This is a genomic window from Flavobacterium sp., from assembly GCF_043722275.1.
In the GTDB taxonomy this organism is placed as follows: Bacteria; Bacteroidota; Bacteroidia; order Flavobacteriales; family Flavobacteriaceae; genus Flavobacterium.
Map to the genome: position 1 here is coordinate 38,139 of NZ_JAYSPC010000063.1, position 21,965 is coordinate 60,103.

The 21,965-nt window shown below is 34.0% G+C and carries 16 protein-coding genes; 6 read left to right on the top strand and 10 right to left on the bottom strand.

The features are described 5' to 3' along the window. Window position 1 precedes the first annotated feature (1 nt). The 3 genes from ACHZDT_RS08585 to ACHZDT_RS08595 all read right to left on the bottom strand — a co-directional run bounded on the left by ACHZDT_RS08585 (window position 2) and on the right by ACHZDT_RS08595 (window position 4,972). Complete coding sequence (locus ACHZDT_RS08585) at window positions 2-1,249, bottom strand: TolC family protein (protein WP_394774209.1); 1,248 nt, start codon at window positions 1,247-1,249, stop codon at window positions 2-4. A gap of 170 nt (window positions 1,250-1,419) precedes the next feature. Further along, window positions 1,420-4,548: an efflux RND transporter permease subunit gene (locus ACHZDT_RS08590; protein ID WP_394774210.1), complete on the bottom strand. Its 3,129-nt coding sequence runs from the start codon at window positions 4,546-4,548 to the stop codon at window positions 1,420-1,422. A 100-nt stretch (window positions 4,549-4,648) separates the two neighbouring features. Further along, window positions 4,649-4,972: a DUF6660 family protein gene (locus ACHZDT_RS08595; RefSeq protein WP_394774211.1), complete on the bottom strand. Its 324-nt coding sequence runs from the start codon at window positions 4,970-4,972 to the stop codon at window positions 4,649-4,651. A gap of 586 nt (window positions 4,973-5,558) precedes the next feature. Between ACHZDT_RS08595 and ACHZDT_RS08600 the strand changes: the two genes are divergently transcribed. Genes ACHZDT_RS08600 through ACHZDT_RS08610 form a run of 3 tightly spaced genes read left to right on the top strand, consistent with a single transcriptional unit; the run spans window position 5,559 to window position 7,465 of the window. Next, the gene (locus tag ACHZDT_RS08600; RefSeq protein WP_394774212.1) at window positions 5,559-6,680 is read left to right on the top strand and encodes a hypothetical protein; all 1,122 of its coding nucleotides are present in this window, start codon (window positions 5,559-5,561) and stop codon (window positions 6,678-6,680) included. 10 nt (window positions 6,681-6,690) lie between these two features. After that, a complete protein-coding gene (locus tag ACHZDT_RS08605) occupies window positions 6,691-6,843 on the top strand; it encodes a hypothetical protein (RefSeq protein ID WP_394774213.1) in 153 nt (50 codons plus the stop codon). Between the two features lie 22 nt (window positions 6,844-6,865). Then, window positions 6,866-7,465 carry an outer membrane beta-barrel protein gene (locus tag ACHZDT_RS08610; protein ID WP_394774214.1) on the top strand — a complete coding sequence of 200 codons (600 nt, stop codon included), beginning with the start codon at window positions 6,866-6,868 and terminating at the stop codon, window positions 7,463-7,465. Window positions 7,466-7,468: 3 nt separating this feature from the next. Here the strand turns inward: ACHZDT_RS08610 and ACHZDT_RS08615 are convergent, their stop codons facing one another. The 5 genes from ACHZDT_RS08615 to ACHZDT_RS08635 form a co-directional block, all read right to left on the bottom strand. Further along, window positions 7,469-8,053: a chemotaxis protein CheB gene (locus ACHZDT_RS08615; RefSeq protein ID WP_394774215.1), complete on the bottom strand. Its 585-nt coding sequence runs from the start codon at window positions 8,051-8,053 to the stop codon at window positions 7,469-7,471. Further along, window positions 8,035-8,844: a CheR family methyltransferase gene (locus ACHZDT_RS08620; protein ID WP_394774216.1), complete on the bottom strand. Its 810-nt coding sequence runs from the start codon at window positions 8,842-8,844 to the stop codon at window positions 8,035-8,037. The genes ACHZDT_RS08615 and ACHZDT_RS08620 overlap by 19 nt, the downstream gene beginning before the upstream one ends. A gap of 7 nt (window positions 8,845-8,851) precedes the next feature. Then, window positions 8,852-9,226, bottom strand: a complete 375-nt coding sequence (locus ACHZDT_RS08625; RefSeq protein WP_394774217.1) for a response regulator — start codon at window positions 9,224-9,226, stop codon at window positions 8,852-8,854. Between the two features lie 690 nt (window positions 9,227-9,916). Further along, entirely contained in the window at window positions 9,917-13,489 is a 3,573-nt protein-coding gene (locus ACHZDT_RS08630; protein WP_394774218.1) for a response regulator, read from the bottom strand. A gap of 108 nt (window positions 13,490-13,597) precedes the next feature. Further along, complete coding sequence (locus ACHZDT_RS08635; RefSeq protein WP_394774219.1) at window positions 13,598-14,812, bottom strand: response regulator; 1,215 nt, start codon at window positions 14,810-14,812, stop codon at window positions 13,598-13,600. Between the two features lie 299 nt (window positions 14,813-15,111). Between ACHZDT_RS08635 and ACHZDT_RS08640 the strand changes: the two genes are divergently transcribed. Next, window positions 15,112-15,960 (top strand): SDR family oxidoreductase, encoded by an 849-nt coding sequence (locus tag ACHZDT_RS08640; RefSeq protein WP_394774220.1) that lies wholly within the window; start codon window positions 15,112-15,114, stop codon window positions 15,958-15,960. 195 nt (window positions 15,961-16,155) lie between these two features. Beyond that, window positions 16,156-16,416, top strand: a complete 261-nt coding sequence (locus ACHZDT_RS08645) for a SemiSWEET family sugar transporter (protein ID WP_394774221.1) — start codon at window positions 16,156-16,158, stop codon at window positions 16,414-16,416. A gap of 356 nt (window positions 16,417-16,772) precedes the next feature. Here ACHZDT_RS08645 and ACHZDT_RS08650 read toward each other — a convergent pair whose 3' ends face one another. Together ACHZDT_RS08650 and ACHZDT_RS08655 are read right to left on the bottom strand one after the other, a co-directional pair. Continuing rightward, the gene (locus ACHZDT_RS08650; protein WP_394774222.1) at window positions 16,773-17,603 is read right to left on the bottom strand and encodes a hypothetical protein; all 831 of its coding nucleotides are present in this window, start codon (window positions 17,601-17,603) and stop codon (window positions 16,773-16,775) included. Window positions 17,604-17,998: 395 nt separating this feature from the next. After that, window positions 17,999-18,337 (bottom strand): hypothetical protein, encoded by a 339-nt coding sequence (locus ACHZDT_RS08655; RefSeq protein ID WP_394774223.1) that lies wholly within the window; start codon window positions 18,335-18,337, stop codon window positions 17,999-18,001. Between the two features lie 421 nt (window positions 18,338-18,758). Here ACHZDT_RS08655 and ACHZDT_RS08660 point away from each other — a divergent pair, with 421 nt between their 5' ends. Then, window positions 18,759-21,965: a PAS domain S-box protein gene (locus ACHZDT_RS08660; RefSeq protein WP_394774224.1), complete on the top strand. Its 3,207-nt coding sequence runs from the start codon at window positions 18,759-18,761 to the stop codon at window positions 21,963-21,965.

Below are 21,965 nucleotides of genomic sequence, written 5' to 3' on the forward strand. Positions count from 1 at the left end.
TTTAATTGTTTTTGAGATTTGGAAATTGAAGTTCAATGGCACTTTGATTAAAGTTATGCGTTGCCTCAGCATATTGTTTTTTAATATCAATTGCCTGATTTAAAAAACTGATGTACGACCAATAACTCATATCGCCATTTGCATAGCTTTTTTGTGCTGTATTAATAATCTGATCCGCGTATTGCAATCCTTCCTTCTGATAATAATCCAGTGCTTTTTGTTGCTTTTGAAAGTTATTTTGCAATTCCTGTTTTTGCAGATTCAGCGTTAGTTTATTTTTATCCAAAGCCAATTGCGATTGCGAAATACTAATTGCCGAAGCCTGAGCTTTTGCAGTATTTACGCCTCCAAACAACGGAATCTGTAATCCTGCGGTAAAACCCTGAAACAAAGATTCAGTATTGATGGTTTGCGCAAAATAACCCAATCCTAATTTTGGCGTTCGCATGGCTTTATAGGTATTTGCTTCTTTTTGATAAACCGAAATTTGCTGTTGATAATAATCGGTTAATAAACCTTCTGCTTTTGAATTTTCTTCTTCTTTTAAAATCGAATATTGTAACAATGTGTTTTCATCAGGAACAATATTTTCATCGGTCTGAATAAAAAATTGCAATTGCTTTTGATAAATCGCCAAATCATATTCTAATTGTCCTTTTTGTGTTTCAATCTCTTTTACTTTCGCTTTAGCGCTAATAACTTCAATGTTTCCGCTTTCTCCGGTTTTAAAACGCAATTCGGCATTCTTTAAAAATTTGGTATAAATATCATTTAATTCCAAATTCAATTTCTGAATCGAAACACCATACAAATATTGATAATATGCCAGTGTTACGGCTTTTTCTATTTCATATGATGATAAAGCTTTTCGTTTCTCGGCAAGTTTTACCAGTTCTTCCTGTAATTGTCGGTTCGCTTTTGTGATGTTTCCTATTGGGAAAAATTGCTGAACCGAAACATTATGATCAAAATCGGCACTATTAAATTGTCCGCCCTGATATTGAACCTGAAGCGGTTCCGGCTGAAATGCTGTCTTTTTTAGAACGGTTTGTTTTTCTATTTCTTTATCGGCGATTTTTAAATCAATGTTGTTTGATTTGGCAAGTTCTATTGCTTTTTCTAAACTAATTCTTTCTTGTGCCGATGTTAATGTGGTTACTAATAGGAACGCTATTAACCGCAATGTTCGCAAAGGAAGATTCTCAAAGTTCACAAAGGCTGGTACGTTGATTTTATATATTGAATTCATTTTTTTCTATGTTTTAATTTTCTTTGCCTTAATTTTTTTTCACGCAGATTCTGCAGATTTTAGCAGATTTAATTTTATAAAGTTCATATGATTAAAAATCTGCGCTTATCTGCTTAAATCTTTTAAAATCTGCGTTAAACAAAATCCTATTAATCTGTGGCGAAAAAAAATTATGATTCTGTCTCTTTATTCTTAAACTTCTTCTCTAGCAACAAATACAAGATTGGTAAAACGATTAACGTTAATAATGTGGCTGAAAATAAACCTCCAATTACTACGGTTGCTAAAGGTTTTTGAACCTCTGCTCCTCCGCTGGTTGATAATGCCATTGGCAAAAATCCTAAAGATGCTACCGCTGCGGTCATTAAAACGGGACGTAATCTTGTTTTTGTTCCAATTAAAACTCTTTGTAACGGATCTAATATTCCTTCGGTTTTTAGCTGATTGAAATACGAAATCAATACGATTCCGTTTAAAACCGCGATTCCGAATAAGGCAATAAATCCAATTCCTGCCGAAATACTAAATGGCATTCCGCGTAACCAGAGCGCAAAAACGCCTCCAATTGCTGAAAGTGGAATCGCCGTAAAAATCAAAGCTGCCTGTTTGAAACTTTTAAAAGTAAAATAAAGCAAGACTAATATTAATCCTAAAGCGACCGGCAATGCTATTGAAAGTCGTTTTGTGGCTTCGATTAAATTCTCAAACTGTCCGCCATAAGTCACATAATATCCTGCGGGAAGTTTTAAGTTTTTATCTAATTTTTGCTGAATTTCCTCTACAACGCTTTTAATATCGCGTCCACGAACATTTAAGCCAATCGTGATTCTGCGTTTTCCATCTTCACGTGTAACTTGAACCGGACCTTGCTCATAATCAACTGTTGCCACTTGCGAAAGCGGCACTTGTTGTCCGTTTGGTAACGGAATAAACAAATTACTTACATCCGTAATATCTCCGCGATTGTCCTGATTCATTCTCACAACAACATCAAATCTTTTGCTTTCGTCGTAGATTTTTCCGGCACTTTCTCCGGCAAACGACGATCTTATTATTTGATTGATATCTGAAATATTCAATCCGTATAAAGCGATTTTATTATAATCATATTTGATCGTAATTTGAGGCAATCCTGTCACTTTATCAGCTTTTAAATCGCCAATTCCTTCGATGCTTTTTATCTTCGAAATTAATTCTGTGGCTTTTGCATCGAGAACTTCTAAATCATCACCAAAAATTTTAATGGCAATATCGCTTCGGCTTCCGGTCATTAATTCGTTAAAACGCATTTGAATTGGTTGCGAAATTTCAATATTAGCGCCCGGAATTACTTCCATTTCTTCTTTCATGGCGTTTGCCAATTCTTCCCAGTTATGGTATTTTCGCCCCCATTCTTTTTTGTCTTTTAAAACAATAATCAAATCGCCGCTTTCAATTGGCATTGGATCTGTCGGGATTTCCCCGCTTCCTATTTTGGTTACGATGGTTTTGATTTCAGGGAATTTGGCTTTTAAAATCTGTTCGTATTTTGTGGTCGTTTCAACCATCTGCGTAAGCGAACTTCCGGTCATGATTGTAGCATTTATAGACAAATCGCCTTCTTCGATTGTTGGGATAAATTCTCCTCCCATATTATTAAAAACTATTATTCCGAGTGCGAATAAAGCCAATGATATTCCCAGTACGATCTTTTTAAATTGCAGTGCTTTTTCTAAAAACGGCGTATAAACAGCTTCTAACCAGGCCATCATTCTGTCGCTGAAATTTTCTTTGTGTTTGGTATTTTTAGATAGGAACAAAGCGCTCATCATGGGTACATAAGTCAGCGAAAGGATAAATGCTCCGGCAACGGCAAAACCAACGGTCATTGCCATAGGTTTGAACATTTTTCCTTCGGTTCCTACCAAAGCAAGAATTGGTAAATAGACAATCAAAATGATGATTTCGCCAAACGCGGCACTATTCCTGATTTTTGAAGCCGAATTATAGACTTCAGCGTCCATTTCGCTTTGCGTTAATTCTTTATTGCGTTTGAGTTTTTGCAAATGATGCATCGTGGCTTCGACAATAATTACGGCTCCGTCGACAATAATTCCAAAGTCAATTGCGCCTAAACTCATTAAATTTCCGCTTACGCCAAAGGCATTCATCAATATAATGGCAAAAAGCATTGCTAACGGAATCACAGATGCAACGATTAAACCTGCACGGAGATTTCCGAGGAACAAAATCAGAACAAAAATCACGATTAAAGCGCCTTCGAGTAAGTTTTTTGTAACGGTTCCAATCGCGTTATCGACTAGTTTTCCTCTGTCGATAAAAGCTTCTGCAACAACGCCTTCGGGTAAACTTTTATTGATCTGAATCATTCTTTCTTTAACGCTATGAACGACTGCGCTTGAGTTTTCGCCTTTTAACATTAATACCATTCCGGAAACAATTTCTCCTTTTCCGTCTTTGGTTGAAGCTCCGTAACGCAAGGCAACCCCTTCTCTGACTTCGGCAACATCACGGACTAAAACTGGTGATCCGTTTCGGTTTTTGACTACGACATTTCCTAAATCCTTGGTGTCTTTTGCCATTCCAACGCCACGAATAAAATAGGCTAACTGATCTTTTTTAATATAAGCTCCGCCCGTATTCTGGTTGTTTTTTTCTAAGGCTTCAAAAATTTCTGTAATCGTAACGCCCAGACTATTTAATGTATTCGGGTTTACGGCAATTTCGTATTGTTTCAGTTTTCCGCCCCACGTACTTACATCGGCAACGCCTTTAACGCCTTGCAATTGCGGGATAATAATCCAATCCTGAATGGTTCTTAATTTTACCGCATCGTATTTGTTTTCATAACCTTTTTTGGCATAAACATCATACTGGTAAATTTCTCCTAAACCTGTAGTAATTGGCGCTAATTCGGGCGAACCGGCATAAGCAGGAATATTTTCTTCGGCTTTTTTTAAGCGTTGAAATATTTGTTCTCTTGCCCAATAAATATCAACATCGTCCTCAAAAACTACGGTAACAACGGATAATCCGAAACGGGAAATACTGCGAAGTTCTATAATATCAGGAACTGTTTTTACGGCTTGTTCAAGCGGATAAGTAATTAATTGCTCGACTTCCTGACTTGCCAATGTAGGCGCTGATGTGATAATTTGAACCTGATTATTGGTGATATCCGGCAAAGCATCAAGCGGCAATTGTTTGAGTGAATAACTTCCCCAAGCTATTAATATAAGGGTAAATAGTAGTATAACGAACTTATTCTTTATACTAAACTGTATGATTTTATCTAACATTTTGATGGTATAATGATGTGAGAAATCAGAACAAAAGTTTTGTCTGTTAAATGCTGTGGAAAATCCACAATTCTCTAACCTGAACTTAATCAGGCAATTATTATACTATTTGCGGTGGCTGCCAGATACTTCCCAAGAAATTGGAAGCAAAAACAGAATTATAATTGGGTAATGGTACTGAAATAAGGGAATATGCTACAGGAAAATCAAAACTTAAAGAATTTTGATAGCTTAAAACCTGTGCTCCACAACAATTACACGCACAAAACGGTGAACATAAATCGTTGTCTTTATCATGTGAATGATTTGCTTCTGATGAAAATTGGGCTGTTTTATGAACAGAACTATTTATCTCCATATCTGCACAAGGCATATTGGAAAGCGCCATTAAATAAATTGATAATATAATTGTAATCCATTTCACCTTGCAAAAGTAATATATATTTCTTTTATAAAATTTAAATAATTGAAAATGATGTAATATCACAAAGGCGCTAAACACAAAGTTTAAACACAATATTGTCATTTCTGACCGAAGGGAGAAATCACATTCGTAATTCGGTATCTAAAATTCGCTAATCTTTGTCGCGTTTCTTGTGTGATTTCTGCTAAAGTCGAGATGACAAACCTTTGCGATTTTGCGCGGTATGCAATATTAATTGCCATAACCAATGATATATCGCTCCGCTGGAGCTTTAATTCAGAAATAAAACAATTGAGCTATAAATAATGTACTTCTCCGAAGCTTACAAAAAAAATTAGATTCTATATTAAAAATCCCACGAAAACATTTTTTATTCAAAATATCAATTTCTTAAAAAATATTACAACTGGTAAGAAAATTTATTTAACTTTAACAATAATTAACACATAAAAACTTTCGTGCCTTTTTAAGCCAAAATCCCTACTACACTACAATACAAAAAGATACGCAGACATTCCTTTAAAAACATTAGTACATATTTATTTTACGCAGTTCTATTTTTTAACAATTATAAACACGAAAATCAATGAAATGTAATACACTAATATCCGCCTCTTTATTATTTTTTAGCATACAGATTTTTGGTCAGGTTTACACCGAAAAAATTGTAGGGGCAAAAAATCAGGAGTTAAAAGACAGTCTTAAAGTCGAACCCTATCCCTATGCTTTACCAATTTGGGGAGAAAAAGTAGCTCAAAAAGGGTATAAATTGCCGTATTCCGCAGGACTTTCGGTAAATTATTTCTGGCAGGATTCTGAAATTGACATTACAAATTTACAAGTTGGCTTTAATAATGGTCCTTTATATGATCTGGATGAAATTGTTCGTTTTGATAAATCATCTGTAGAAGTTGGCGCAATTACTATACGTCCTGATATTTGGCTCCTTCCTTTTTTGAATGTCTACGGAGTCTTTGGAAAATCAAAGCCTATAACTAAGATAAACGCGGGAATCTGGATTCCTGACGGTGATAATAACTGGTCACAAATTGCGAGTTTTAATACTAAAGCTAATTTTGATGCCACTACTTTTGGATTAGGATTAACGCCAACAATTGGTATTGGCGGCGGATGGCTGGCACTTGATATGAATATGACATGGAGTGATGTTGATGCTCTGGATAAACCTGCTTTTTCCTATATTTTTGGTCCAAGACTGGGTAAAACTTTCAATCTTCCTAAAGCTGACAGAAATATTGCAGTTTGGGTGGGTGGCTTTAGGGTTCATATTGAAGGAAATACGCAAGGAAATATACCTTTAGCTGATATATTTAATTTAGATAATGCTCAGGAAAAGGTTGATACCGGCTTGAATAAAGTGGCCGAAAACCAAACAAAAGTTGATACCTGGTGGGACGGATTAACGCCTGTACAGCAAAATAATCCGGCAAATGTTGCGAAACACAATACTGCAAACAGAGCATTAACATCAGCAGGTAATTTTTTAGCGACGCTGGACGGTGCTTTGAGCACAGCAGGATCATCAACGGTGCAATATTCATTGCAAAAAGCGCCTAAGGATATGTGGAATTTTATTGTGGGATCTCAGTTTCAATACAGTAAACATTATATGTTTAGGGTCGAAGCCGGATTTTTAGGAACCCGTACGCAATTTTTAGCAGGTCTTCAATATCGTTTTGGACTTTAAACCCAATTATATGAAAAAAGGTTTATTATTACTTATCGCATTGTTTTGTATGGCTCCGGCACGTTCTCAAGTTTTAATTTCCTTACTTTTTGGAGATAAATTAAATTCGCCTTTTCTGGAATTTGGTTTGGATGGCGGGATAAATTTATCTACTATTTTCTAATCTCGATAGTTCAGGAACTAATTTGGGCTTTAATCTTGGTTTTTATTTTGACATTCGATCTAAAAAAAATCCGGCATGGATGATTAATACTGGCGTTATTGTAAAGTCGCCTATGGGTGCACACGGGATTCCGGTTTATTCTTTGAACGATGAAAATCTGGACAATACTTTTGCGGGCGGAAGCGTGAATCGCGAAATCAGGTATTTTAATGTTCCTATTTTGATTAAATATCAGTTTAAAAATAATATTTATCTTAAAACCGGTCCGCAATTTGGATTATTAGCAAAAGCTTTTGATGAGTTTATTAAGGAAGTCGACAAAGATAATGTGGTTTATAAGAAGAATATCCGCGATCAAATTCGGGTTATTGATGCCGGAGTTGCTCTTGGCGCGGGATATCATATGAATGTTGGAAATGGCTTAAATATTACGCTTCAATATTATTACGGATTAGTTCCTGTGATGAAAGGTGACGGACCAAATGTGTATAACAGATCTTTATATCTAACGGCGGGAATCCCTATTGGGAAAGGAAAAGCGGCTCAAAAAAGGGCTGAAAAAGAAAAAGAATTAAATAAAATTATCCTTCCGGAAGATGAAGAACCGAAAAAGAGCAATTAATTTTTAACTGTTTATCGAAATAATAAATCGAAGGATTTCGTTGATGTTTAAAATGTATTCCGGATCGTTATATAAAATCGCGTTATTGGGCATAAAAGGCATATCTGCCGAAAGCGGATTTTGAACTGCAATTGTTCCTCCTGCCTCCTTGATCATTTTTAAACCCTGAGTTCCGTCAGAATTTGAGCCTGACAATAATATTCCGACTAATGATTTGCCGTAAATTTCTGCTGCTGATTCAAAGGAAACATCAATACTTGGACGGCTATAATTAATTTTTTCTGAGATATCTAATGAAAGGGTTTCGTTTTTTTCAAAAAGCAAGTGATAATTTGATGGCGCAACATATACAAATCCAGGCAAAAGCGGCACCTTGTCTTCTGTCATTTTAAACGGAATGCTTGACTTTAACGTGATAAGATCTTCTAAAGTCTGATCGTCTGTACTTTTGCGATGTACAACGATTACTATTGCAAAACCATTTAAGTCCGGCAACTCAGGCAGGATTTGCATTAAGGCATTTAAGCTTCCGGCAGATCCTCCTATAATGACTACTTTACAGCCTGATATTATTTTACCTTCCTCCATATTTTTTCCTTTTCTAACTGTTTGTATTTATTCATAGGAATAGAATATTTGATGGTTTCTTTGGTTCCTAAAGCTAAGAAACCTAAAACGGCTAAACTTTCATCAAATAAATTAATGACTCGTTTTTGAAGGTCATTATCAAAATAAATTAAAACATTACGACATAATATTAAATCAAATTCATTGAATGATGTATCTGAAACTAAATTATGTTGTGAGAATACCATTTTTTCGGCAAGTTCTTCATTGAATTTCGCAATGCCATAATTGGCAATATAATAACTGGAAAAATCTTGCTGACCGCCGGCATCCCGATAGTTTTCTGAGTATTCTTTCATCATTCGCAAAGGGAAAATTCCTTTTTTGGCTGTTTCCAGAACTGTGGCATTTATATCTGTGGCGTAAATTAGGGATTTGTGCAGCAATCCTGCTTCTTTTAGCATTATCACCATTGAATAGACTTCTTCGCCTGTTGAACAGCCTGCGTGCCACAATCTTATAAAGGGTTTTGTTCCTAATAATGGTAAAATTTCGTTCCTGACTACAGAATAAAATGCGGGATCGCGAAACATCTCGGTAACATTTACCGTGATTTCGTCGACCATTCTTTTATAATATTCCGGATCATATCTGACTTTGGACAGAAATTCATGAAAATGTGTAAATCCATCTAAATGAAATAATCTGTTTACACGCCTTTTTAATGAAGCTCTGGAATAGCAGCTAAAGTCAAAACCGTAATATTCATAAACATCATTTATGAGTGTTTCTAATTCGATATCCTCAATCATACTTCATTTAAATTTTGCTTAATACAAGCAGTAATTTATCTACATCAACAGGTTTTGAGATATAATCATCTGCTCCTGCGTCAAGGCATTTTTCTTTATCTCCAATCATAGCTTGCGCTGTTACGGCCACAACAAAAGTCGATCTCCTGTTAGGAAGTGCTTTTATTAACGGAATCGCCTCGTAACCATCCATTTCCGGCATCATCATATCGATTAAAACGGCATCGATGTTTTCATCTGTACTTAATATTTTCAAAGCTTCTTCAGCGCTTAAACAAGACAGGCAATCAAATGATTTGGCACGCAAAGTGTGTTCTAAAGCAAAAATGTTTCTAGAATCATCATCAATAATTAAGAGTCTTTTTTTATTAATATTGTCCACTTTTTAAAAATTAAATTTTGTTTGTTTTTATTTTTTTGCCACAGATTAAAATGATTTTTCCTTAAAATAATCTATGCTAATCTTGTTGCCTTTTTTGCCACAGATTAAAATGATTAAAATGAATTTTTCTAATCTGTGCGAATCCTGTTGCCTTTTTTACCACAAATTAGCGCAAATTAGCGCAAATTTTTAAAAATTAATTCGTGTAAATTTGTGTATCCCGATAGCTATCGGGAGTGGCTAACTTTTTCTTTTCTTTTGCCACAGATTAAAAGATTAAAAATGATTTTCTCAAAATAATCTATGCTAATCCTGTTGCCTTTTTTACCACAAATTAGCGCAAATTAGCGCAAATTTTTAAAAATTAATTCGTGTAAATTTGTGTATCCCGATAGCTATCGGGAGCGGCTAACTTTTTCTTTTCTTTTGCCACAGATTAAAAATGATTTTCTCAAAATAATATTTGAGAATCTTGTTGCCTTTTTTACCACAAATTAGCGCAAATTAGCACAAATTTTTAAAAATTAATTCGTGTAAATTTGTGTATCCCGATAGCTATCGGGAGCGGCTAACTTTTTCTTTTCTTTTGCCACAGATTAAAATGATTAAAATGAATTTTTCTAATCTGTGCGAATCTTTTTAATCTGTGGCTAATTTTTCCATTTATAATTAATAATTTATAATTAAAAATTAAATCTTATCATACAGCCAAACTCGCAATAAGGACAGTAACTGATCTATATCTACAGGTTTTGTGATATAATCTGATGCTCCGGCTTTGATGCATTTTTCCCTGTCGCCGGTCATTGCTTTTGCTGTTACGGCAATTAAGGGTAAATTAAGAAATTTAGAGTTTGCCCGTATTTTTTCGGCTGTTTCATAGCCATCCATATTTGGCATCATCATGTCTAATAAAACGATGTCAGTATCAGGATGTTCCTCTAAAATCTTGATGGCTTCTTTACCATCAAAAGCTGTAATAACATTCATTTTAAAAACTTCTAGGGCTTTTGTCAATGAATAAATATTACGAACGTCGTCATCTACAATTAATACCTTTTTTTCGTGCAGGATATTATTTAGTAAATTTAGCTTTTTATGGCTTTCTTTCTTTTCTTTTCCTTCTTTTTTATCTTCAACTAAATGAAGGAAAAGCGAAACTTCATCCAGCATTCTTTGGTATGAATGTGCTGTTTTTACAATAATCGAATCGGCGTATTTTTTAATTTTCACTTCTTCTTTCATCGATAAACTTTTTCCTGTAAATACAATTACCGGAATATTTTCTAATCCGGGGCTTTTTTTCACTCCGTCTAAAATTTCATAAGCCTGTTTGTCCGGAATTCCCATATCCAGAATTACGCAATCAACTTCTGTTTTGTTTAAAGCGTCTAATCCTTGTGAAACTTCGCTTTGTATTTCAGAATTGATATTGTAAGTTTCTAAGAAATATGCCAAAGCTTTCGCATGTTGCGGATTGTCTTCGATAATTAAAACTTTTTTTGCTTCCTGGTTAATAATGTGTTCTATTCGTAAAAACACATCGGGGATTTTATCAAAAGCAACGGGTTTATCTAAGAAATCAACAGCTCCTTTAAGTAAACTTTCCTGTTTTAATTTGTGCGATGACATAATATGTACCGGAATATGTTTGGTTCCCGAATGATTTTTTAATTCTTCAAGTACTTCCCAACCACTTTTTATTGGCAATTCGATATCTAATAAAACGCCAACCGGTTTGTAAATCAATGTAAAATTTAAAGCATAATCTCCCCGAACGGAAACAACTCCTTTATACCCTTTTTGACGTGTAAATGCCAAAAGTGATTTTGCGAAATTAATATCGTCTTCAACAATTAAAATTACTTTATCACCTGGCAAAATCGAATTTCTGTCGTCATCGATTTCATCCGGAATAGTTGCGCTTAGATACCTGTTTTTTACCGGAGCCTTTTCATCTGCTGTAATTTCAGTAAATTCTGTTGGAGGTATTTTTTCGACATTCATTTTATGAATTGCAGATCCAAAAACGGGTAAACACAATGTAAACGTACTTCCCACATTTTCTGTACTGTGCAGGATAATTTCTCCTCGAAGTAATTTTGCTAATTCACGGCTTATTGACAATCCTAAACCGGTTCCGCCATATTTACGTTTTGTAGAACCATCGGCTTGTTGAAAAGCTTCGAAAATTAAAGGTTGTTTTCCTAACGGAATTCCAATTCCTGTATCTTTTACAATAAAACAAATGATTTTATCATCGTCTGTATTTATTTTAATTTCAACACTAACTGTTCCTTTTTCAGTGAATTTAATCGCATTCGAAATCAGGTTTTTCAAAATTTGCTCTAAACGCATTTTGTCGGTTTTAATGACAATTGGTGCATCTTTAGAAATAATTTCTAATTTAATTCCTTTTTCTTTTGCAACCTGATTGAACAAATTCCATAAATTATCCGTGATTTCTTTGGTGGAAACATCTAAAAATTCAAGTTCCATTTTACCGGCTTCAATTTTAGATAAATCCAGAATTTCATCAATCAATCCTAATAAACTATTTCCTGAACTCTGAATTACTTTTGCAAATTCAATTTCTTCCTCGACCATGCTTTTGTTATTATTTTCGGATAACAAACGGCTTAAAAGTAAAATCGAATTTAAAGGCGTTCTTAATTCGTGCGACATATTCGCCAGGAATTCTGATTTGTAGCGTGTTGTAAGTTCTAAAGCTTCTGATTTTTTCTGGATTTCATTGTTTTTTTCTTCCAATAAAACACTTCTTTCAGACAATTCTTCATTGGTTTGTTCCAACTCTTCCTGTTGTACACGAAGTTCTTCTTCTGATGCCTGAAGTTTTTCTGTTTGTGCTTCTAATTCGGCATTAATCGCTTCTAATTCACTGTGTTGAACCTGAAGTTCTTCAGACTGAGATTTAGTTTCTTCCAGCAATTCCATCACTCTTTTTCTATTTTGAGTCGATTTAATTGCGATTCCTATGTTGTTTGCTACAGCTTTTAAAAACTCCAGATGCAAGTCTGAAAATCCGTAAATACTCGCCAGTTCAATTGCGCCTTCAACTCTGGTATCTAATAACGGAACGGCTACAATATGAGTTGGTTTAATTTCGCCCAAAGCATAATTAATATGAATATCATCTGATGATAAGGCTTTTAATTCCAGTATTTTTCCTGAAATTATAGCTTGCCCAATTAAGCCGTCGCCTTTTTGAATTCGTTCACGATTTTTACTTGGTATATAACTGTATCCGCCTGAAACAATAAGTTCACCTTCATCTAAAACATATAAAACTCCCGCGCTGCTATTGGTATATTGGCATACAAATTCAATAACATCTTTTGATAATTTTTGAAGCGTTTTATCTCCTAACATTACATTATTAAGATTGGCAATACCGGTTTGAAGCCATTCTTTTTGTGATAATAAATCGAAAGATGATTTTAAGGAAACGCCCATACTATTCAGCGATTCTCCCACACTTCCAAGCGCATCTGCCTGATTATCATCTACCCGAATATCATAATTTCCGCTTGAAATATTACTCGCAATTGAGCTGATCGCAAGAATTCTGTCTGCGGTTTCTTTATCTTTTTTGATTAATTCACTTTGAAGCAAACTACGCTCGTTAAAATCTTTCAAAATTCTGATTAAAAAGACAATTGAAATAACAAAGGCAATAATAAAAGCAACAATAATCAAAATGATACTGTAAGTTCCGTAACGTTCTGAGTTTTCGTTGCGTTCTTTTAAAAGATTTTGCTCTGTATTTTCAACTATTTTAATTTGTGCGCGCAATTCACTCATCATATTTCGTCCTTCGTTAAGGTCAAATGTGACTGAATTTTTCCCAATTCGCTTTTTAACGATTTGATTGTTAAGATATTTAAAAAAATTACTGCGAAGTGTTTTTAGTTCTTTTAATTGCCCTTGCTGAGACGGATTATCAACTGTAAGTTCCTGTACTTTATCAAAATAAGCATTAGATCTGATTTCGGCATCATTATATCTTTCTACAAATTGTTCGTCGCCTGTAATTAAATAACCGCGCATACTGGTTTGCGCTTCAATAATTATAGCCGAACCTTCGTTCAGGTTATAAATTACTTCCTGAGTGTGATTTACCCAGAAATTACTATTTAATAAGCTTTTAATACTAAGAAATGAAGCGGTGGAACTGATCATTAAAACCAGTAACGAAACCATCGAACTTATTAATAAATTTCTTTTAAAATTATTATTCTTCATTTTGCCAATTGTGAATTTAGATTATATGTTGCTTGGGGTGTTTTTATGTTTTTTGCCTGAGATTGAAAATTTCAAATGATTTTTAAATCTCTTAAACGGCGATATTATTTATACGTATTTTAAAGGAAGGATGATAATAAAGCTTGCGCCCTCGCCTAACGTACTTTTTGCGGTGATTAATCCGTTATGTTTTTCGATGATTTTTTTGGCAATTGCTAATCCTATTCCAGTTCCTTCATAAGATTGTCGATCGTTTAAACTTTGGAAAATAATAAAGATCCGGTCGAGGTAAATTTCATCAAAGCCAATTCCGTTATCTTTTACAGTGATTCGGCAAAATTTCCCTTCTGACGAAACCGGACTTTCAAAAGATTTTTCGGCAATTAATTCAGATGTAATTTCGATTAATGGATTCTCTGAATTTCCGGAAAATTTTAAGGCGTTCCCAATCAAGTTCTGGAAAACCTGCCTTAGCTGACTCGGAATACTGTCTATTGTGGGAAGTTCGCTGGTTTTTATGGTAGCTTTTTTTCGTTCGATCAGATAATCAAAATCCGAAAGTACTTCTTGCAAAACCTCGTTTAAGTCTGTAACTTCAGGTTTTACTTGTGATGACAATCTTGAATATGCTAATAAATCTGTGATTAAAGTCTGCATTCTTTCTGCTGATTTAATCGTTCTGTCAACATAATCAATTGCTTTTGCATCATCGGCAAGATAAAGTTCTTTGATGATTTTTATAAAGATTTGGATTTTGCGGATCGGTTCATTTAAATCGTGCGAAACTACCCAGGAAAATTGCTGCAGTTCGTGATTTTTCATCTCTAATTCTTCGTTTTTCAAAACCAGTTCTTTGGTTCTTTCGGCAATTTTAATTTCGAGATTATCCTGAGCTTCTTTTCGTATAATGATTTCTTTTGAAAGTAACTCTTTTATGCCTTTTAATTCTCTTTGCTGATCGTAAATCTTAAGGAAAGTTTTTACTTTTAAAATCAGCAAATCGCTGTCAACGGGTTTTGTAATGTATTCGACAGCACCGGTTTCATATCCTTTAAAAATATATTTTTTTTCGATATTAAGTGCTGATAAAAATATAACCGGAATGTCCTTTGTGCGCTTATTGCCCGAAAGAATTTTTACTACTTCAAAACCATCAAGTCCCGGCATCTGAACATCCATAATGATCAGACAATAGTCGGTTTTTAAAATTTTTTTAAGGGCTTCTTCACCAGACTCGGCAGTATCTACATTAATGTCATGCAGCTCTAATGTTTTCTTCAAGGCAATAATATTTGCCTTTATATCGTCAACGATTAATACCATACTGGGTTGGGGAGTAAAGTTTTATGAATTAAAATTTGTTTTTTAGTTTCAAAATGTTTGAAAAATGTTGGTTAAAACAGCTGATTCTATCTTAAATAACGTCAGTCAAACCTTCAAATTTATAAAAAAAATGGAGAAACGTCTTTTACTGAAAATCTAATTCGTTACATAATTCCCATGTTTAAATATGAAATTATTTAACCCTATTTTTTGAGATAATCTTAAATTTCTTACGGTTAATATGTCTTTCAAACTTTAATTATTTTAGAGTCAGATTAATGCTCAAAAAATATAATGTTATGAAAAAGCCAACAACATTTCCTGAACAAAAACAAAATCTTCCGGGTAATGAACACGAAATGAATCCTGAACCGGAAATTATAAGAGAAAACTACGCCGGAAGCGGAAAACTGCTGGGAAAAGTAGCTTTTATAACGGGCGGTGACAGCGGAATTGGCCGAAGTGTTGCCGTACATTTTGCCAGAGAAGGCGCTGATATTGCGATTGTTTATTTAAAAGAAGATAAAGATGCTTTAATAACGCAGGAACTTATTGAAAAAGAAGGCAGACAATGTTTGATTATCAGTGGAGATTTGAAGGACGAAAAATTTTGCAAAAGCGCGGTAAAAAAATGCCATACTCATTTTAAAAAACTAAATATTGTGGTGAATAATGCTGCGGTGCAATTTCCTCAAACTGAATTAGAAGATATCACATCTGCACAACTTCATAAAACTTTTGAAACTAATATTTATCCTTATTTTTATATTACAAAAGCAGCGCTTCAATTTCTACACGAAGGCGATTCGATTATCAATACAAGTTCTGTAACTGCTTATCGCGGAAGTGAACATCTGGCGGATTATTCGAGTACAAAAGGCGCGATTGTTAGTTTTACCAGATCAATATCAACGATGCTTGCCAAAAAGAAAATTCGTGTAAATGGCGTTGCGCCAGGACCAATTTGGACGCCGCTAATTGTGGCAACTTTTGATAAAGTATCTGATTTTGGCAAAGATAATCCTATGGAAAGAGCGGGTCAACCCTCAGAAGTTGGTCCTGCATATGTATTTCTGGCATGTGAAGACAGCAGTTATATCACCGGACAATTTATTCATATTAATGGCGGTGAATTGGTTGGGGGATAAATGTTGTGAAGTCTTGAAGAAGAAAGATGCAAGAAGAAATATGTGAGAAGAAAGATAATAGATGCAAGAACAAAGATTTAATTGAAGGTGATGAAAGATTGGAGATTGAAGATAATAAGAAGAGTAAAACTTTCCAAAACTAAAAACTTAGAACCGTAGCAACTCAGTACCTCAGAACCTTTTAAAAACAAAAAAATGGACTATACAGATATTATTGGGCTTTTTGCCGGAATTTGTGTTACTATTTCGGTGGTTCCGCAGATTATTAAAGTTTGGAAGACAAAAAAGGTGAAGCAAATTTCGCTTAAAACCTTCGGAATTCTGACTTTTGGATTATTCATCTGGATTATTTACGGCATTATCAAAAATGATTTGCCTATAATAATTACCAACAGTGTCTCTTTTTGCCTGAATTTAATGATGGTTTATTTTATTATTTATTATGAGAAGGAATGAAGGTTCTGAGGTGCTAAGTTGATAAGGTTCTGAGTTTTTTGCTGCGTATTTTTGTGGAGTTACTTGCGTGTCCTTCGACTTCGCTCAGGATGACAAAAATTACCGTAAAACTTTGTCTCGTTCGACTTCGCTCAGGATGACAAAAATGAGCATACAACTTTGTGTCATTCGACTTCGATCAGAATGAGAAAAATACAAGTAAAAAAATTCGTTTTAAATCTGCGTTTTCGCTTTAGCGAATCCGTGTCATCCGTGTGCCATTCTCATTTCCTGCGAGCAATTCTTTACATATATAAATAAAAAAACAGCTCATCAAAAGCTGTTTTTTCGTAAAGTAGAAGTGTATGTATTGCTTTTTAGCTAGCTAATTTTTGATTGTATGGCTTATATGATAAAAGGTATTTTTCTTTAAAGATACGTGGCAGATAATTACGGCTCGCTAATCCTGCAGCACTAATTACTTCAGAAATATTCATATGTGAAATTCGTTTGATTTCATTAATTTGTTTTGTGGCCATATTTACAATTGGATCAAAAGTGTTGATATAATTATAACTATGTTGCGCAATCTCCATTTCGATAATTTCTTTTAAAATTACTTTTTTAAGCAGGTTTCTAACAACTCCTTTTTGCGGAACCGTTTTAAGTTCCTGCCATTTATTAGCAATTTTTGCATTTTCAGATCCTGTATAAATGTAGTTTCCTGTTTCATTAATGAATCTTTTCTTAAGCTGAGAAATGATTTCAAAATTCTCATCTTCAGCAAATGCCATTGTTGGCACGCCTATTAAAGAGAATTGAATATGTTTATGACTTTCAAAATACAAAACACTATTTATAACCGATGTGTTGCTTAAAACCCCAGTCTGATTTTCTTTAAGGATTTTTTTCTCACCATTTGCACCAAAACTATGCGCAAATTTTCCACTTTCGCAATAAGCAAAAAGTATTGGAGAAGCCTGAAAAGATTCCATACTTATAGATACATCCTGATTCAATACAAGGTCAAAATGCATATGCGACATATTGTTATCAAGGCAAACTCCGCTAATTGATCCTTTTGCCCATTTTGATTTGAATGTCAAATTGTATTCATTATTGCTGGTGGTCAATTTACCATCAAAACTCTCTTTAAGATCGTTAAAAATGGCGTTGAATCCGCCTGTGTTTAAGTATAGTTTTTTCATAATGGCTGGTTTTAATAAAATGCTTTGTACTTGCTTTTGTACAAAATATAAATTTGGTTTTTTATCTTATTTTGATAATTCAAATTTCATACATATTACTAATCAAACCTTTATACAATTTCAGTAAGATATTTCATAATTAAAAGGACGAGAATTTATAGGATTAAAATTGCCCACAGATTTTACGGATATAACTGGTCTTCACGGGTTAAAAATTTTTAAAACTAAAAGCCTAAGAACTTTTGCAGCTTTGAACCTATGAACCTTTCGTAAAAAAAACTTAGAACCTCAGAACCTTAGCAACTCAGCATCTTCCAAAAAAAAAGCAGCTGCTCCAGATAAATCTGAAACAACTGCTCCCCAGCAAAATAAAAAAAATACTAATCTATTTTTCGTTATGTCAATTCACTAACATCGGCATTTGTTGAATAATTTTCTTCTGGAATATCCTTAAAAAATTCAGCTTCTTCAAGATCCGCCGTTGGACCATATCCTATTAAATGAGTTCCTTTTTTCTGGTCTTTTGTTTCTATTATGTACAAGATCGACATATCATCAGGATCGCTCATTCCTTCATATCTATGATGGGCTACAATAAAAATCTCATCGGGTTTATAAGCATATTTAGATTCTGAATCGATCAAACATCCATCCTGAAATAAATAATTAGTCATATACCCTTGATCCTGATATTTTTTTATATAGTCGGTTTCGTGTTTTTGTTCTTTTTTCATGATCCTCTGAGTTTATGATTTTCTCAAATCAGTTAGTAATTCAAATTTCATCAATCATAACAGATAAAATTAACTCAATAGATTTAAAAATTACCTCATTCAAAAAAAACAAATTAGATGTGTTTTTATTTTACTAATTTTAAAAACTGTCAAAGTTCAATATACAAATGATATAAAATATTGGACAATCACAAATATATTCAAACACATAAAAAACATATATTTTAGAATAAAAAAGAGGTTTATATGATAAATATATTTCTTTCAGATAATTAATAATAAGCGTTTTAAAAAATTGAAACGCCTTTTTAAGAATAAAAAAATCTATGTTTCTATGTGTTAGAATTCAATCAACACAACTAATTATTATATTTATACATCAATATTATTGTTTTAAACCTAAAAACAAAACAAACTTTTAATGAATACTTTAAATCACGATTTCCTTGCAAGAGGAGGCGAAATGGGCGCATTAACACGCGCTAAAGACTGGAGTAAAACACCTATTGGTGCCATTGAATTATGGCCTCAAAGTTTGCGTACTACTTTAGGTATTTTATTAAATTCAAAATTTCCTATGTTTTTGTTTTGGGGACCAGACCATATTTGTTTTTATAATGATGCTTATCGCCCAAGCCTGGGTAACGATGGGAAACATCCTGCGATATTAGGACAAAAAGGTGCTGAATACTGGCCGGAAATATGGGATTTTATAAAGCCATTGATCGATCAGGTTCTTACCGAAGGCGAAGCAACATGGCATGAAAACCAATTATTACCTATATATCGTAACGGAAAAATGGAAGATGTTTACTGGACTTTTAGCTATAGTCCCGTAAATAATGACGATGGAAAAATAGCCGGAGTTCTGGTTATTTGTGATGAAACTACCGAAAAAGTAAAGTTAGTTCAGAATTTAGAAGACAGTAATATACGCTACAAAGACAATATTTTACAGACTCCAAATGCAATGTGCATTTTTAGAGGAAAGGATTATGTTGTAGAAATTGCAAACGAATTAATGCTGGAAATTTGGGAGCGAAAAATAGATCAGGTTCTCAACAAGCCTGTTTTTGAAGCCTTGCCTGAAGTTACAGGACAAGGTTTAGAAGATGTTCTATTGAATGTTTATACCACCGGAGAACGATTTACGGCGTATGAACTTCCGGTTAAACTAACACGCAAAGGCAAGGTTGAAAATACTTTTATCAATGTTGTTTATGAAGCTTTAAAAGAACCTGACGGAACAATTTCAGGCATTGTTGCTATTGCAAATGATGTTACAATTCAAGTCATTGCGAGAACAGCTGTTGAAGAAAGTGAAAAACGTTTTCGAAATACCGTGAAGCAGCTTCCGCTTGGGATTGCAATTCTTAAAGGCGCTGATTTAATTGTTGAAATGGCAAATCCTACTTATCTTCAAATTATAGATAAAACGGAAGATGAAGTTTTAAACAGGCCAGTATTTAATCCGGTACCTGAGGCAAAAGACGTGGTTTATCCGTTGCTTTCAAAAGTATATCAAGACGGAATTCCTTATTATACAGATGAATTAGAGGTTACTTTAAATCGTCATGGAAAACAGGAAGTTTGCTATTTTAATTTGGTTTTTCATCCTTTAAAAGATGAAAATGATGCTATCGAAGGCGTAATAATTGTGACATATGAAGTTACAGAAGCTGTAAATGCGCGTTACCTTTTAACAGAAAGTGAAAGGGCGTTTCGTAATTTAATCATGGATTCTCCTATTGCAATGGCAATTTTTAGAGGAAAAGATCATATCATAGAAATAGCGAATAATGCCATGATGAAAACAATCTGGCAAAGAAAGGAAAAGGAAACTATAGGAAAACCTATTCTTGAAATATTCCCCGAATTACGAGAACAAAAATACTCTGAATTGCTGGATCAGGTGGTTTTGAATAAGAAAATTGTTCGTGAAAATGAGTCACTTGCTTATGTAAATATCAAAGGAAAAATGACCAGGTTTTATTTTGATTATCAGTATACGCCGTTACTTGAAAAAGACGGAAATGCATCCGGAGTTATGGTCACTGTAAATGATGTAACCTCACAGGTAGAAGCCCGTAAAAAAGTTGAAAATGCTGAAGAAAGAGCCAGATTAGCGGCTGAAATTGCCGAAATTGCTACTTGGGATTTGAATGTTCCTACGCAGGAATTAATCTATTCAGAGAATTTGCCTGTTATTTTCGGACATGATAAAGCTTTAAAAATAACGCGGCCTGAAATCCATCGTCAGTTTCATCCTGACGATAAAATTATTTTAAAAGAAGCATTTCAAACAGCTCTTAAAACGAGTATTTACAAGTATGAATTGCGCATTATAAAACCTGATAATTCTATTTCATGGATTAGGGCGCATGGGAAAATATTTTATGATGAAAATAAAATTCCTGCAAAGATGCTTGGTACTATCATGGATATTACCGATGAAAAAAATAATCAGCAGATTTTGATGGAAAGTGAAGAGAAATTCAGGCTCCTCGCCGACTCTATGCCACAACATATCTGGACGAGTGATGCACTTGGAAATTTGAATTATTTTAATGAATCTGTTTTTAGCTATTCAGGAATTCCTGTTGATGATGTGGTAAAAAAAGGATGGCTCCAAATTGTTCATCCTGATGATCGCGAAGCAAATGTAAATGCATGGATGGACGCTATAAAGACCGGAAATGACTTTTTATTAGAACACCGTTTTCGTCGTTATGATGGTGAATACAGATGGCAATTAAGCCGTGCGATTGCACAAAAAGATACTGAAGGAAAGATTCAAATGTGGGTGGGTACAAGTACTGATATTCAGGATCAAAAGAATTTTACAAATCAACTTGAAAAAGAAGTTCAGGAACGAACGGCTCAGTTAGAACTCAAGAATAAAGACCTCATCAATATGAATATTGAATTACAGTCTTTTGCTTATATTTCAAGTCATGATTTACAGGAACCATTACGAAAAATTCAGACTTTTGTGAGTCGATTATCTGATTTAGATGAAGGAAATATTTCGGCGAAAGCCAAAACTTATTTAAGCCGAATTGAATTTTCAGCCAAAAGAATGCAGACTTTAATTCAGGATCTTTTAGAATATTCCAGAACAAACTCTGCCGAAAGAGTATATATAAAAACGAATCTGGATGATATTGCTCAGGAAATATTAAGTGACTTTTCTGATCGTATTGAGGAAAAAAATGCCGTTGTGAATTTTCATCCTTTAGGCGAAGCAACTGTTATTCCGTTCCAGTTTAGGCAATTGCTTCATAATTTGGTTGGAAATGCCTTGAAATTTTCTAAAAAGAATATTCCTCCTGTTATTGATATTAAGGCAAAAAGCATCAAGGGAAGCGATATTAAACAAGATATCAATTACCTGGATAAGATATATTATCATCTTCAGATATCAGATAACGGAATTGGTTTTGATGCTGAATATAAGGAACGTATTTTTGAGGTTTTCCAGCGTTTAAATACTGAAAGTGAATTTGCAGGAACCGGAATTGGTTTGGCAATCGTAAAAAAGATTGTAGAAAACCACAAAGGATTTATTACGGCAAGTGGCGAAAAAAATAAAGGCGCCACTTTTGATATCTACATTCCTGAATTATAG

Excerpts from the sequence above, each read along its gene's own strand:
- ACHZDT_RS08585 (WP_394774209.1), bottom strand. The coding sequence starts at position 1,249 with ATGAATTCAATATATAAAATCAACGTACCAGCCTTTGTGAACTTTGAG.
- ACHZDT_RS08590 (WP_394774210.1), bottom strand. The coding sequence starts at position 4,548 with ATGTTAGATAAAATCATACAGTTTAGTATAAAGAATAAGTTCGTTATA.
- ACHZDT_RS08600 (WP_394774212.1), top strand. The coding sequence starts at position 5,559 with ATGAAATGTAATACACTAATATCCGCCTCTTTATTATTTTTTAGCATA.
- ACHZDT_RS08605 (WP_394774213.1), top strand. The coding sequence starts at position 6,691 with ATGAAAAAAGGTTTATTATTACTTATCGCATTGTTTTGTATGGCTCCG.
- ACHZDT_RS08615 (WP_394774215.1), bottom strand. The coding sequence starts at position 8,053 with ATGGAGGAAGGTAAAATAATATCAGGCTGTAAAGTAGTCATTATAGGA.
- ACHZDT_RS08620 (WP_394774216.1), bottom strand. The coding sequence starts at position 8,844 with ATGATTGAGGATATCGAATTAGAAACACTCATAAATGATGTTTATGAA.
- ACHZDT_RS08630 (WP_394774218.1), bottom strand. The coding sequence starts at position 13,489 with ATGAAGAATAATAATTTTAAAAGAAATTTATTAATAAGTTCGATGGTT.
- ACHZDT_RS08635 (WP_394774219.1), bottom strand. The coding sequence starts at position 14,812 with ATGGTATTAATCGTTGACGATATAAAGGCAAATATTATTGCCTTGAAG.
- ACHZDT_RS08640 (WP_394774220.1), top strand. The coding sequence starts at position 15,112 with ATGAAAAAGCCAACAACATTTCCTGAACAAAAACAAAATCTTCCGGGT.
- ACHZDT_RS08645 (WP_394774221.1), top strand. The coding sequence starts at position 16,156 with ATGGACTATACAGATATTATTGGGCTTTTTGCCGGAATTTGTGTTACT.
- ACHZDT_RS08650 (WP_394774222.1), bottom strand. The coding sequence starts at position 17,603 with ATGAAAAAACTATACTTAAACACAGGCGGATTCAACGCCATTTTTAAC.
- ACHZDT_RS08655 (WP_394774223.1), bottom strand. The coding sequence starts at position 18,337 with ATGAAAAAAGAACAAAAACACGAAACCGACTATATAAAAAAATATCAG.
- ACHZDT_RS08660 (WP_394774224.1), top strand. The coding sequence starts at position 18,759 with ATGAATACTTTAAATCACGATTTCCTTGCAAGAGGAGGCGAAATGGGC.